This window comes from Microvirga terrae (assembly GCF_013307435.2).
Classification (GTDB): Bacteria; Pseudomonadota; Alphaproteobacteria; order Rhizobiales; family Beijerinckiaceae; genus Microvirga; species Microvirga terrae.
The window spans coordinates 308,625-321,639 of sequence record NZ_CP102845.1; the positions used below are offsets into that span (position 1 = coordinate 308,625).

Genomic DNA, 13,015 nt, shown 5'->3' on the forward strand with positions numbered 1-13,015 from the left:
ATGAAGAAGGAGCGCTCCAACCAGCGCTCCACTTCGCCTTTTTCCGGACTGGAAAAAGACCGGGGTGGGGGTGCCGGCGTCAACCGAGCCAAGGTCGCGCAGGCTCCCTCGTCCAAACCTCTTCCCCGCCGCGAAGAGCCGAAACCTGCGCCCGTTCGGGACGATCTCGTCCTCGTGGGCGAGTTCGGTCGCGCCCATGGCCTGAAAGGCGAGGTGCGGCTGAAATCCCATACGGGCGCCCCGCAGGCGATCGCCGGCTACAGGCCCCTGATCGCCGGCGACGGCCAAACCTTCTCTCTCAAGTCCGTGCGGCCCGCCCCCGGCGGCGCGCCCGATCTTCTCATCGCGGTCGTCGACCGGGTGACCACGCGCGAGGCCGCCGAGGCGCTCAACCGCGTGCAGCTTTTCGTCGAGCGCGACAAGCTTCCGCCGCCCGATGAGGACGACGAATTCCTGCTCGCCGACCTGATTGGTCTGTCGGTCCAAACCGAAGCGGGCGACGTGATCGGCACCGTGATCGACGTGCCCAATTACGGCGGCGGCGATCTTCTCGAGATCGCACCGGCGCACAAGGGTCCGACCGCTTTCCTGCCGTTCACCAAGGCCTTCGTGCCGGTGGTGGACGTCGCGGGCAAGCGTATCGTGGCCGTGCCGCCGGACGACCTGTTCGAGCCGGCCAAATCCGCACCCGAGGACGAGGCGTGAGTTTTTCCGCCACCGTCCTGACTCTCTATCCCGACATGTTCCCTGGCCCCCTCGGGATGTCCCTGTCGGGCGATGCGCTCGCGCGCGGCGTCTGGTCGCTTGCGGCGAGGAACATCCGCGACCACGGCCTCGGCCGTCATCGCACGGTCGACGACAGCCCGGCCGGCGGCGGTCCCGGGATGGTGATCCGCTGCGACGTGCTGGCCGCCGCGATCGACGCCAACGTTCCGGCCGACGATCCGCGCCCGAAGCTGCTCATGAGCCCACGCGGACGGCCGCTGACACAATCCCATGTCCGTGAGCTCGCGGCCGGTCCCGGCGTCGTCATCGTGTGCGGGCGCTTCGAGGGCGTGGACGAGCGCGTGATCGAGGCGCGCGGCCTGACGGAAGTCTCCATCGGCGACTACGTGCTCTCCGGCGGCGAGATGGCCGCGATGATCGTGCTCGATGCCTGCGTGCGGCTGTTGCCCGGTGTCATGGGCAAGGAGGCCTCCGGCACCGAGGAGAGCTTCGAGTCGAATCGTCTCGAATATCCGCATTACACGCGGCCGCGCGAGTGGGAGGGACGGCCGATTCCGGACGTGCTGCTCTCCGGCAACCACGCCCTGATCGAGCGCTGGCGTCGTGAGGAATCGGAGCGGATCACCCGCGAGCGCCGGCCGGATCTGCTGGAGCGCTAGCGCGTCGTGCGGTCCCGGACGATGCGCTCTTCGAGGTGCAGAGCATCGGATGGATCCCAAAAGTGCATTCCACTTTCGGGGCCGATGCTCCAGCATCGGCCCGATGCGGAACGCCGGACACGGCCGGGGGTTTAAAGGGCGGCACCTCGATCAAAGGAGGTCGATATGGTCAGCCACCTTCTCCTCAGCACGACCTTTGCCGTCATCCTCGCCGGTCCCGTCTTCGCGGGACCCTGCACGCAGCGGCTCGCCGATCTGGAGAAATCCATCTCGGCCAGGCAGGAGGGCGCAGGCCCGACCCTGGACGCGCCCGCGACCACAGGGTCCGCCACGCAGGGCTCAACCCCGGGCCAAGGGCCGGGGGCGAACGTCACGGGACAGAGTCAGGGCCATAACCAGTCCATGCAGATGATCCAACAGGCCAAGCAGCTCGATCAGCAGGGCAAAGAGGCCGAATGCATGGACATGGTCGGCCGGATCGGCGCCACGGCTCCGCCGGCCACCAAGTAGAGCCACGCGCTCACTTTTCCGCATGCGGCCGGGTCGCGGCACGGTCGCATTGCAACCGCGCACCATCTGTGCTCCGCTTCGCCCGAAGTCCTTCAGGCGATGAACGGGAGACGCGGGCGTGGTGCAGGGTTTCGAGCATGTCGGGATGACGAGCAGCGATCTCGACAGGACCATCGCGTTCTATAGCGGGCTGCTCGGCCTGAAGGAGATTCTTATCAAGCGCACCGGGGAGGGCGGACGCATCGCGTTTCTCGAGACCGGCGGCGTCATGCTCGAGATCGTCGAGCCGGCCGCATCGATCGAGACGCCGGCGCGCGAGGTGCCCGTCACGGAGGCCGGCATCCGCCACATCACGTTCCGGGTCGAGGACGTCGAGGCGGTCTACGAGACGCTCCGCGCGGCCGGCGTGGCGTTCACCGTCGCGCCGCGCAAGGCGGCGAATGCGGAACTGATCCGCAAGGTGGCGTTCTGCAAAGACCCCGATGGCATCATCGTGGAGTTCCTGGAGCGCGTGTGATCGCCGCGCGCGTCAGGCATCCGCCGCAAGCGCCGCCCCAAAGGTCTTCAGATACTTCATCCCGGTGTCGCACATCACGGTGACCACCGTGGCGTCGGGGCCCAGCCGTTCGGCGAGGCGCAGGGCCGCGATGACGTTGGCGCCCGTGGACGTTCCGGCGAACAGGCCCTCCTCGCGGGCGAGCCGGAACGCCATGGCGGTGGCCTCCTCGGTCGAGACGCGGTCGATCTCGTCGGCAATGCCGTCCTGCCAGAGCGGCACCACGTAGCCGGCGCCGATCCCGTCAATCCTGTGCGCCCCGGACGGGCCGCCCGACAGGACGAGCGATTCCGCCGGCTCCACTGCCACGATGGTCAGAGCATCGGAATGGTGCCGAAGGCGTTCCGCGATGCCGCGCAGGGACGCGGCCGTTCCGACGCTCTGGACGAAGCCGTCGATCCGGCCGTCCGTCTGCCGCCAGATCTCGTCGGCCATCCGGTGATAGGCGGCGATCTGGTCCCGGTTCTTCATCTGGTCGGTCCAGAACGAGCCCTTCGCCTGCGCGATGATTCCGGCCTGGGCGATCATGGCCTTCGTCAGCGCCTCGGTCATGCGCCCGCCATCGCTTTCGACAATGTGCAGGGCCGCCCCGAGAAGCCGCATGTGATCGAGCTTTTCCCTGCTGAACGCATCGGACGTCACGATGTCGAGCGGGTAGCCCTTCACGGCGCAGACCAGCGACAGCGAGACGCCCGTGCTGCCCCCGGTATATTCGACCACCGGGCCGCCCGGCTTCAGGCGCCCGTCGGCTTCCGCCGCCTCGATCATGGCGACCGCCATCCGGTCTTTCATGCTGCCCGTGGGGTTCTCGTTTTCCAGCTTCAGGAGGATGCGGGCGCCGCGGGCGGGCCTGACATGCCGCAGGGCGATCAAGGACGTGTTGCCGATGCGGTCGAGGATGGTGCGGGGTGGTGCGGTCATGGGATCATCCGGGAAACTCCCGCCTCGATAGGTCAGGCTGGGCATTGTGTCAGGTCCGGAATCCGGACTTCTGCCGCATGCCCGGGCATGGTAGCGCTTCACCCATGGCAGATTACGGTCAATTCTGTTCGGTGGCGCGAGCCCATGAGGCCATCGGCGGGCGCTGGACCCTTCTCGTGGTGCGCGAACTCCTGTGCGGCAGCCGGCGCTTCAACGACATCCGCCGGGGCATCCCGCGTATTTCCCGCACCATGCTGTCCGAGCGCCTGCAGGATCTGGTGCATGTCGGAGCGGTCTCGCGCGTCGAGGGCGAGCACGGACCGGAATATGCGCTCACCGATTCGGGCCGCGAGCTGATGGGGATCGTCGGCGCGCTCGGCACCTGGGGCCAGCGCTGGCTGCCGCGGCGGGCCGAGGACGAGGATCTCGACCTCGAACCGCTCCTCGTCGACATGCAGCGGCGGGTCCGCATCCATGCTCTCCCGCCCGAGCCCCTCGTCGTCCGCTTCGAGATCGAGGGGCAGCGCCAGCCGCGCTTCCTGCTCCTGAAGGAGGCCGAGGTCTCGTTCTGCACCCAGAACCCGGGCTTTCCGGAGCCTCTCTGCGTCCGAGCCCGCCTGCCGGCGCTGATCGCCTGGTGGCGGGGTGACGCGACGTTCGCCGAGGCGCAGAGAATGGGGTTCCAGGTGGAAGGGCCGAAGGCTCTGGTGCGGACGTTTCCCAACTGGTTCGAGCGATATCTGTTCGCCGGGGTCGCGCCTGCTCCATCGGTTTGAGCCCTTGGTGCGCGTGCTTTTCCATCACGTCATGGCCGGGCTTGTCCCGGCCATCTCGATCGGAACATCGCGGCGCTTCTCGGATCAGGATCACCGGGACGAGCCCGTGATGTCGGGGAGAGTGGAACGGGAGCCCCGGCCGCCGATGCGAGAGGCTCGACAATCCCGCGAAACTCCTGTATAGGCGCGGCCTCAACTTAAAACAGGACGCCGAAATCCCGCGGGTTTTGAGATCGCTCAGGGCCACGCAACGGCAGGAGTATTACGATGAACCTCATTCAGCAGCTCGAGCAGGAGCAGATCGCCAAGCTCGCCAAGACTATTCCGGACTTCCAGCCCGGCGACACGGTGATCGTCAACGTGAAGGTGAAGGAAGGCGAGCGCACCCGCGTGCAGGCCTATGAGGGCGTCTGCATCGCCCGCTCCGGCGGCGGCCTCCACGAGAGCTTCACGGTCCGCAAGATCTCCTACGGCGAAGGTGTCGAGCGCGTGTTCCCGCTCTACTCGCCGCTGGTCGAGTCTATCAAGGTCGTGCGCCGCGGCGCCGTCCGTCGCGCCAAGCTGTACTACCTGCGCGACCGTCGCGGCAAGTCGGCCCGTATCGCCGAGCGCGTCGAGAAGAAGACCGAGACCCCGGCTGCGGCCGAGTAAGGCTCTCGCCTCCCTCTTCGGAATTTGCAAAGGCGCGGTTCAACCCGCGCCTTTTTGCTGACGATCCAGGCTTGGCGGCAGGCCAACACGACAAAAATATAATTGCGTCATGAATGCCGTCTGCTATGCGATCGTTTCAAGGCGGTGTGCGCTCAGGACATCTTCCCGTCCGGGCGCCGGCCCGCTAAACACGCCGAACCGTTATTTTTCGACCGCTGGAAGAGAACCATGGCCAAAGCCCGCACCCTCTACGACAAGATCTGGGACGACCACGTCGTCGATCAGCAGGATGACGGAACGTGCCTTCTCTACATCGACCGCCACCTGGTCCATGAAGTGACGAGCCCGCAGGCCTTCGAGGGCCTGCGCATGACCGGCCGCGCGGTGCGCCAGCCGCAGAAGACCCTGGCGGTGGTCGACCACAACGTGCCGACCTCCGACCGCTCGCACGGCATCGAGGATCCCGAAGCCGCCACCCAGGTGGCGGCGCTGGCCCAGAACGCCAAGGATTTCGGCGTCGAGTACTACAACGAGCTCGACACCCGTCAGGGCATCGTCCACGTGGTGGGCCCGGAACAGGGCTTCACCCTGCCCGGCATGACCATCGTGTGCGGCGACAGCCACACCTCCACCCACGGGGCCTTCGGGTCGCTCGCCCACGGCATCGGCACCTCGGAGGTCGAGCACGTGCTCGCCACCCAGACGCTGATCCAGAAGAAGGCCAAGAACATGCGCGTGACCGTGGACGGGCAGCTGCCCGCAGGCGTCACCGCGAAGGACATCATCCTGGCCATCATCGGCGAGATCGGCACCGCCGGCGGCACCGGCCACGTGATCGAATATGCCGGCGAGGCCATCCGGTCCCTGTCGATGGAAGGCCGCATGACGATCTGCAACATGTCGATCGAGGGCGGGGCCCGGGCCGGCATGGTGGCGCCCGACGAGAAGACCTATGCCTACCTGAAGGACCGCCCCAAGGCCCCCAAGGGCGAGGCCTGGGACGCGGCCGTGCGGTACTGGGATTCCCTGCGCACCGACGAGGGCGCGTTCTTCGACACCGAGATCCGTCTCGACGCGGCGAACCTGCCGCCCATCGTCACCTGGGGCACGAGCCCGGAGGACGTGGTGTCGATCGCCGGCGTCGTGCCGAACCCGGACGATATCCAGGACGAGAACAAGCGCCGCTCCAAGTGGCGGGCGCTTGAGTACATGGGCCTGACGCCGGGAACGAAGATCACCGACATCGCCCTCGACCGGGTCTTCATCGGCTCCTGCACCAACGGCCGCATCGAGGATCTGCGCGAAGTGGCCAAGGTGGTCGAGGGCCGGCGCGTGGCCGAGAGCGTCAGCGCCATGATCGTGCCCGGCTCCGGCATCGTGAAGATGCAGGCGGAGGCCGAAGGTCTCGACAAGATCTTCAGGGAGGCCGGCTTCGACTGGCGCGAGCCCGGCTGCTCCATGTGCCTGGCCATGAACGCCGACCGCCTCGCGCCCCATGAGCGCTGCGCCTCCACGTCGAACCGCAACTTCGAGGGCCGCCAGGGCTTCAAGGGCCGCACCCACCTCGTGTCGCCCGCCATGGCGGCGGCGGCGGCGATCGCGGGCCGGTTCGTGGATATCCGAACCTTCGGCTGATTGGCAGCCTCAGACGCATGAAAAAAGGCCGCGGCTCCTGCAAGCCGCGGCCTTTTTTCATGCTAAGGGCCTGTGGGCTTAGTCCACATAGACCCGGCGACCGCCGGCCACCACCTGGCGGCACCGCTCGACCGGACGGCGGACGACCACGCCGCTCGGGCGGACGCGCTCTTCCATCACCGTGCGGCATACGGTGCGGGTCCGGGCCGGACGCACCACGCGGCGCTCGACGACCCGATCGCGGTAATGATGGCCGTAATGCCGCTCCTGCGCGACCCGGACGCCCGACGGACCGATCCGCACGTCGACGCCCTGGGCCGATGCCGCACCGGCGCCGAGAACCACCAGCCCGGCCGCAGCCAGGATACCAAACACTTTACGCATTGTTGCCTCGTGAGCTTGTGTTGTTCCGGGCCTGTTAACGGCCAAGCGGGCCAGGCGTTCCGTTGCGAAGTCGCCATTGAGTCGCCATGGTAAAGCAACGGTAAAGGCTGCGAGGAGGGTTTCATGACCGATCGGGACCGGGAAGCCCGCGACGCCGACGCGGCGCGCGAGGCGCTGGAGCGCGTCCAGCGGGATTCGGACACCCTCGGCGCGTCGGCGCTCGCCCGCATGGGCCGCCGGGCGGGCGACCATTTCGGCGCGAAGGATGCGGTCGGCTCGGCCGAGGACGGCGGCACCGACCCGGTCGAGCTCTGGGGCCGGCGCATCGGCCGCGCCCTGTCGCTCGTGGGTGTCGTCATTCTGGCCATCTGGCTCCTGGTCCAGCTGAGGATCCTCTGACCCATGACGGCCCTGGCCAATCTCCAAGCCCCCAGCCTCGACGATCTCGAAGCCCTGGCGCAGGACGCCTATGCGCGCCTGCCGGAGGCGTTCCGGCGGCTCTGCGAGGGCGTGGTGATCCGGGTCGAGGATTTCCCCGACGACGAGACGATGACCGAGATGGGTTGCGAGACGCCCTTCGATCTCCTCGGCCTCTTCCGCGGCATCGGCCTCGCGCAGGGGGGCGGCCAGATGCAGACCGGCCAGTTCCCCAACATGGTCTGGCTGTATCGACGGCCGATCCTCGATTATTGGGCCGAGCACGAGGAGAGCCTCGGGCACATCGTCACCCATGTGCTGGTCCACGAGATCGGCCACCATGTCGGCCTCTCCGACGAGGACATGGAGGCCATCGAAGCGGCGGCGGGGTGAGCCTTGCAGGCTGGCAACGGCTGGACGCTACGCCAGATTAAGCCCTACCCGAGGACAAGCTGGCTCGCCCTCTCGGATGCGGGCCGTCCCCAACCAGGAGAGGCCTCATGGCAAAGACGGTGGCCGAACAATTCGTCGAGATCCTGGCGGCTGCGGGTGTCAGACGCGTGTACGGCATCGTCGGCGACAGCCTCAACGGTCTGACGGACGCGATCCGCCGCCGGGACGACATGGAGTGGATCCACGTCCGGCACGAGGAGGTCGCGGCCTTCGCGGCCGGCGCCGAGGCGCATCTGACGGGCGCGCTTGCAGTCTGCGCCGGGAGCTGCGGGCCGGGCAATCTCCATCTCATCAACGGGCTGTTCGACTGCCACCGCTCGCGCGTGCCGGTGCTGGCCATCGCGGCCCATGTTCCCTCGCCCGAGATCGGCAGCGGCTACTTTCAGGAGACCCGCCCGGAGACCCTGTTCCGGGAATGCAGCCATTACTGCGAGCTGGTCTCGAGCGCCCACCAGATGCCTCGCATGCTCGAGATCGCCATCCGGGAGGCGACGGTGAAGCGCGGCGCGTCGGTGCTGGTGATCCCCGGCGACGTCGCCCTGCAGCCGGCCGCCGCGGCGCCTCCGGCCAAGCCTGCCGGACTGCTGCCGCAGGCGCCTGTCGTCACCCCGGCGCCGGACGATCTCGATCGCCTCGCCGAGCTCCTCAACGGCGGCAACCGCATCACGATCCTGTGCGGGGCGGGATGTGCGGGCGCGCATGACGCATTGCTGGCTCTGGGCGAGCGCCTGCAGGCCCCCATGGTGCACGCCATGCGCGGCAAGGAGCATGTGGAGTGGGACAACCCCTACGATGTCGGCATGACTGGGCTGATCGGCTTCTCGTCCGGCTACTACGCCATGCGCGACTGCAACGTCCTGCTGATGCTCGGCACCGACTTTCCCTATCGTCAGTTCTACCCGGAGGATGCGGGGGTCCGCATCGCGCAGGTGGACCTGCGGGGCGAGAATATCGGCCGCCGCGCCGCGGTTGATGTGGGCGTGGTCGGCGATGTCCGCGCCACCCTGACGGCCCTGCTGCCCCGGCTCGATCGGAAGACCGACGCCACGCATCTCGCCCGGGCGCGCGAGCATTACGCGAAAGCGCGCCAGGCGCTCGACGAACTCGCGGCCGGAACCCCGGGCCGGCGGCCGATCCATCCGCAGCAGGTCGCCAAGGCGATCAGCGACCAGGCGGCGGACGATGCCGTGTTCAGCTGCGACGTGGGCCTTCCCGTCGTCTGGGCGGCCCGCTATCTCGCCATGAACGGACGGCGGCGCCTCGTCGGGTCGTTCTGGCACGGCTCGATGGCCAACGCGATGGCCCAGGGCATCGGCGCCCAGGCGGCTTTTCCGGGCCGGCAGGTGATCTCCCTGTCGGGCGATGGCGGCTTCTCCATGCTGATGGGGGATCTCCTCACCCTGACGCAGCAGCGCCTTCCCGTGAAGGTCGTGGTGTTCAACAACGGCACGCTGGGCTTCGTCGAACTCGAGCAGAAATCCACCGGCTTCCTCGATTTCGGCACGGAGCTCCGGAACCCGAATTTCGCCGCCATGGCTGAGGCCGTCGGCATCCGCGGCATCAGGCTCGAGGATCCGGCCGAGGTGGACGAGGGGATCGCCGCCGCCCTGGCCCATGACGGGCCGGTCCTGGTCGACGCGGTGGTGAACCGGACGGAGCTCGCCATGCCGCCCTCGGTCACCCTCGACATGGCGAAGGGCTTCACCCTCTACATGGTGAAGGCGGTGCTGAACGGCCGCGCCGACGAGGTCTATGACCTGGCCCGGACGAACCTCTGGCGCTGAGGAGGTTTCCGCCCGCCGCGACGATCGTTGGCCTAGCCGTTCCTGAAAGCCTTTGATATGAGGCACCTGACAGCGGCTGCATGGCCGCCTGAAGGGATGTGAGGACCATGGACAAGTTCACCGTGCTGGAAAGCGTCGCGGCGCCGCTGCGGATCATCAATATCGACACCGATATGATCATCCCCAAGCAGTACCTGAAGACGATCAAGCGCACGGGGCTCGGCACGGGCCTCTTCTCCGAGATGCGCTACCGCGAGGACGGCTCCGAGAACCCGGACTTCGTCCTCAACCAGCCGGCCTATCGCAATGCCCAGATTCTGGTGGCGGGCGATAACTTCGGCTGCGGCTCCTCCCGCGAGCACGCCCCCTGGGCGCTGCTCGACTTCGGCATCCGCTGCGTGATCTCCACCAGCTTCGCCGACATCTTCTACAACAACTGCTTCCAGAACGGCATCCTGCCGATCAAGGTCTCGCCGGAGGACCTGGAAAAGCTCTTCGACGACGCGGAGCGCGGCGCCAACGCTACCCTGACCGTCGATTTGGAGAAACAGGAGATCCGCGGGCCGGACGGCGGTTCGGTCACTTTCGACATCGACCCGTTCAAGAAGCACTGCCTGCTCAACGGCCTCGACGGCATCGGCCTGACCATGGAAAAGGGCGCGGCCATCGACAGCTTCGAAGAGAAGCTCGCCGAGCGCGCCTGGGCTTAAGTCGGGTTCAGCAGCGCGCCCTCACGCAGATGAAGGCCGGGGCGCGCGACAACTGCTCGTAGAGGCGCTCCGACACCTCCTTCATCTCCGGCAGGGGCTTGGGTTCGACGAGCCGGTCGAAAACCCAGCCCGCCTCCACCAGCCCGTTCATGATGTCGGCCAAGGGACGCCGATACGCTTCGACATAGGGGCGGGGCTCGCCGAAGCCCGTCCAATGCATCCCGAACCGGGACCGTTCGTAATAGATGCTCTCCTGGCGGATCTCGGGATGCATCCAGTCGGCCATCGGGTGAGCCATGGAGAAGGCCAGGGTGCCTCCCGGGCGGCAGGCCCGTCTGAGTTCCCGCAGAACCGGCGTCAGGTCCTCCACATAATCGAGGGCCAGGGCGCAGAGGATCTTGTCGAAGGATGATCCCCCGAGCCAGCCGAGCGGCTCCGTCAGGTCGGCGACCCTGAACTCCGCCGGCAGTCCATCGCAGCGCTGCCGGGCCAGATCGATCATCTCCGGCGTGATGTCGAAGCCGTGGATCGTTGCTCCCCGCCGAGCCAGGATCTCGCTGTTGATCCCAGGCCCGCAGGCTGCATCGAGCACGCGCAGCCCCTCCACGTCTCCCAGCAGGTTCAACGTCGCAGGGCGCTCGTAGAGGCCGTTATGCGGCTTCATCGGCGCGAGGGCGGAGTAGCGGTCCGCGAACGTGGAATAGGACCGTCGTGCCATGAGCCGGGTGTCGTCCTGCTGGTCGCCCATCGCTCCCCTCACGCTTTCGTGTGGCCTCGGTTTAAGGCCCCGTTTCCATAAGATTAACCAAATTGCCTGCAAGTTCGCGAGCATGAAGAACCTTATCGCCCCCGCTCTCTTCGCTCTCGCCGGCTTTGCCGCTGCGACACCGGCCGTCGCCCAGGCGGATTTCGGCTCCTGCCTCGCATCGCTCCGCGGCCAGGCGGCCGCCAAGGGCATTTCGGGCCAGGCGTTCGACGCCGCGACCCGCGGTGTCGCGCCGGATCTGACGATCCTCGACCTCATGAGCAACCAGCCCGAGTTCAAGACGCCGATCTGGGACTATCTCTCGGCGCTCGTCGACGAGGAGCGGGTGCAGGACGGCCGCACCGCCATGCGCCAATGGGGGCAGGCGCTGGCTGCGGCCGAGGCGCGTTTCGGAGTGGATCGCCATGCCATCGCGGGCGTCTGGGGCGTGGAATCCAATTTCGGCAAGGATATCGGCGGAAGGCCGCTGATCCAGTCGCTGACGACCCTGGTCTGCTACGCGCCGCGCCGGAACGAGTATTTCAAGGGCGAACTGATGGCGACCCTGAAGATCGTCCAGGACGGGGACATCAACCCGGCGAACCTGCGCGGCTCTTGGGCCGGGGCCTTCGGCCACACCCAGTTCATGCCGTCGACCTTTCAGCGCCTCGCCGTCGACGGCGACGGGGACGGGCACCGGGACATCATGACCTCCGTGCCGGACGCGGTGCATTCGACGGCCAACTTCCTCAAGAAGGCCGGCTGGGTGAACGGCCTGCCCTGGGGCTACGAGGTGCGCCTGCCGGAAGGCTTCAACGCGAACCTCGCCGGGCGCAAGAACAAGAAGCCGCTCGCCACCTGGGCGGCCATGGGGGTGCGGCGCGTCGACGGACGTCCGCTCTCGGGCAGTTACGCGGCCGGCATCATCATCCCGGCGGGCATCAACGGCCCGGCCTTCCTGGTCACCAAGAATTTCGATGCGGTCTATTCCTACAACGCGGCGGAATCCTACGGGCTCGCCATCGCGCTGCTCGGCGACCGCCTCAAGGGCCAGCCCGGCATCCAGACCGCCTGGCCGACCGACGATCCGCCGCTCTCGCGCGCCCAGCGCCGCGAGCTGCAGCAGCTCCTGACCGCCCGCGGCTACGACGTGGGCGAGCCGGACGGCAAGATCGGCGCCAAGACCCGCGAGGCCATCAAGGACGTGGAGCGCCGCATCGGCCTCGAGCCGCGCGGCCGGCCCGGCGGCAAGGTGCTGCAAGCGCTCCGGGGGTAGGCTTGCTCACCCCAATGGCCATCATCAGCTAGTTGCAGTGGCGCTGGGTTTGGAGTTGTACTGACTCCATGCTCATCGCCCTTCTCACGGATATCCACGGCAACCGCGAGGCCCTGTCGGCCTGTCTCGCCCATGCACGCCTGCTCCGTGTCGACCGCCTGATCTTTCTCGGCGATTACGTGGGCTACGGGGCCGATCCGGCCTGGGTGGTCGATACGGTCCGCAGCCTCGTGGACCAGGGCGCCGTGGCGCTCCTGGGCAATCACGACGCGGCCATCGACGGCTCCGACGAAGACATGAACAGCGTTGCCCAGGAGGCGATCCGCTGGACCCGCAACCAGCTCGGCATGGAGCAGCGGCGCTTCCTGGCGGACCTTCCCCTCACCCACGAGGAGGGCAGCGTCCTCTATGTCCACGCCAACGGCTACGCGCCTCGCACCTGGGACTACATGGCCGGGCCCATGGAGGCGATCCGGCATTTCAGCCGGGTCGATGCCCACATCACCTTCTGCGGGCATGTGCATGTGCCGATGCTCTATCACATGAGCACGACCGCCAAGGTCGGCACCTTCACGCCCGTGGCCAACAACGACATCCCGCTCCTGCCGACTCGCACCTGGCTGGCGGTCATCGGCGCCGTCGGGCAGCCGCGGGACGGGGTGGCGGCGGCGAATTACGCGGTCTTCGATACCGCGCGGCAGACCCTGCGCTACCTGCGCGTGCCCTACGACACGGCCACAGCCGCCCGGAAGGTGCGCGAGGCCGGCCTGCCGGAGAAGCTGGCGCTGCGTCTCGAACAGGGTCGCTGACGG

The 13,015-nt window shown here is 67.5% G+C and carries 16 protein-coding genes; 13 read left to right on the forward strand and 3 right to left on the reverse strand.

The features are described from left to right. From rimM to HPT29_RS01475, 4 genes are all read left to right on the forward strand, one after another. Positions 1-705, forward strand: a complete 705-nt coding sequence (gene rimM, locus HPT29_RS01460; protein WP_173947751.1) for a ribosome maturation factor RimM — start codon at positions 1-3, stop codon at positions 703-705. A 35-nt stretch (positions 706-740) separates the two neighbouring features. Next, the gene (trmD, locus tag HPT29_RS01465; RefSeq protein ID WP_259060818.1) at positions 741-1,385 is read left to right on the forward strand and encodes a tRNA (guanosine(37)-N1)-methyltransferase TrmD; all 645 of its coding nucleotides are present in this window, start codon (positions 741-743) and stop codon (positions 1,383-1,385) included. 165 nt (positions 1,386-1,550) lie between these two features. Beyond that, positions 1,551-1,895, forward strand: coding sequence for a hypothetical protein (locus HPT29_RS01470; protein ID WP_173947749.1), 345 nt, complete (start codon positions 1,551-1,553; stop codon positions 1,893-1,895). Between the two features lie 118 nt (positions 1,896-2,013). Then, entirely contained in the window at positions 2,014-2,412 is a 399-nt protein-coding gene (locus HPT29_RS01475) for a VOC family protein (RefSeq protein WP_173947748.1), read from the forward strand. Between the two features lie 12 nt (positions 2,413-2,424). Here the strand turns inward: HPT29_RS01475 and HPT29_RS01480 are convergent, their stop codons facing one another. Next, positions 2,425-3,372 (reverse strand): PLP-dependent cysteine synthase family protein, encoded by a 948-nt coding sequence (locus HPT29_RS01480; protein ID WP_173947747.1) that lies wholly within the window; start codon positions 3,370-3,372, stop codon positions 2,425-2,427. 104 nt (positions 3,373-3,476) lie between these two features. Between HPT29_RS01480 and HPT29_RS01485 the strand changes: the two genes are divergently transcribed. The 3 genes from HPT29_RS01485 to leuC all read left to right on the forward strand — a co-directional run bounded on the left by HPT29_RS01485 (position 3,477) and on the right by leuC (position 6,434). Then, positions 3,477-4,148, forward strand: coding sequence for a winged helix-turn-helix transcriptional regulator (locus HPT29_RS01485; protein ID WP_173947746.1), 672 nt, complete (start codon positions 3,477-3,479; stop codon positions 4,146-4,148). 267 nt (positions 4,149-4,415) lie between these two features. After that, entirely contained in the window at positions 4,416-4,799 is a 384-nt protein-coding gene (gene rplS, locus HPT29_RS01490) for a 50S ribosomal protein L19 (RefSeq protein ID WP_173947745.1), read from the forward strand. 228 nt (positions 4,800-5,027) lie between these two features. Then, positions 5,028-6,434 (forward strand): 3-isopropylmalate dehydratase large subunit, encoded by a 1,407-nt coding sequence (gene leuC, locus HPT29_RS01495; protein WP_173947744.1) that lies wholly within the window; start codon positions 5,028-5,030, stop codon positions 6,432-6,434. Positions 6,435-6,512: 78 nt separating this feature from the next. On the opposite strand, the gene HPT29_RS01500 is transcribed toward leuC, so the two are convergent. Beyond that, the gene (locus HPT29_RS01500; protein WP_173947743.1) at positions 6,513-6,818 is read right to left on the reverse strand and encodes a hypothetical protein; all 306 of its coding nucleotides are present in this window, start codon (positions 6,816-6,818) and stop codon (positions 6,513-6,515) included. 123 nt (positions 6,819-6,941) lie between these two features. Between HPT29_RS01500 and HPT29_RS01505 the strand changes: the two genes are divergently transcribed. From HPT29_RS01505 to leuD, 4 genes are all read left to right on the forward strand, one after another. Further along, positions 6,942-7,217, forward strand: coding sequence for a hypothetical protein (locus tag HPT29_RS01505; protein ID WP_173947742.1), 276 nt, complete (start codon positions 6,942-6,944; stop codon positions 7,215-7,217). Between the two features lie 3 nt (positions 7,218-7,220). Next, positions 7,221-7,628 carry a metallopeptidase family protein gene (locus HPT29_RS01510; RefSeq protein ID WP_173947741.1) on the forward strand — a complete coding sequence of 136 codons (408 nt, stop codon included), beginning with the start codon at positions 7,221-7,223 and terminating at the stop codon, positions 7,626-7,628. A gap of 107 nt (positions 7,629-7,735) precedes the next feature. Further along, positions 7,736-9,472, forward strand: coding sequence for a ubiquinone-dependent pyruvate dehydrogenase (poxB, locus tag HPT29_RS01515; protein WP_173947740.1), 1,737 nt, complete (start codon positions 7,736-7,738; stop codon positions 9,470-9,472). 107 nt (positions 9,473-9,579) lie between these two features. Continuing rightward, positions 9,580-10,182, forward strand: coding sequence for a 3-isopropylmalate dehydratase small subunit (gene leuD / locus HPT29_RS01520; RefSeq protein WP_173947739.1), 603 nt, complete (start codon positions 9,580-9,582; stop codon positions 10,180-10,182). Positions 10,183-10,189: 7 nt separating this feature from the next. Here leuD and HPT29_RS01525 read toward each other — a convergent pair whose 3' ends face one another. Continuing rightward, positions 10,190-10,930 carry a class I SAM-dependent methyltransferase gene (locus tag HPT29_RS01525; protein WP_173947738.1) on the reverse strand — a complete coding sequence of 247 codons (741 nt, stop codon included), beginning with the start codon at positions 10,928-10,930 and terminating at the stop codon, positions 10,190-10,192. Between the two features lie 82 nt (positions 10,931-11,012). Between HPT29_RS01525 and HPT29_RS01530 the strand changes: the two genes are divergently transcribed. Beyond that, positions 11,013-12,203 (forward strand): lytic murein transglycosylase, encoded by a 1,191-nt coding sequence (locus HPT29_RS01530; protein WP_173947737.1) that lies wholly within the window; start codon positions 11,013-11,015, stop codon positions 12,201-12,203. A 68-nt stretch (positions 12,204-12,271) separates the two neighbouring features. After that, entirely contained in the window at positions 12,272-13,012 is a 741-nt protein-coding gene (locus tag HPT29_RS01535) for a metallophosphoesterase family protein (RefSeq protein WP_173947736.1), read from the forward strand. The last annotated feature ends 3 nt before the right edge of the window (positions 13,013-13,015 follow it).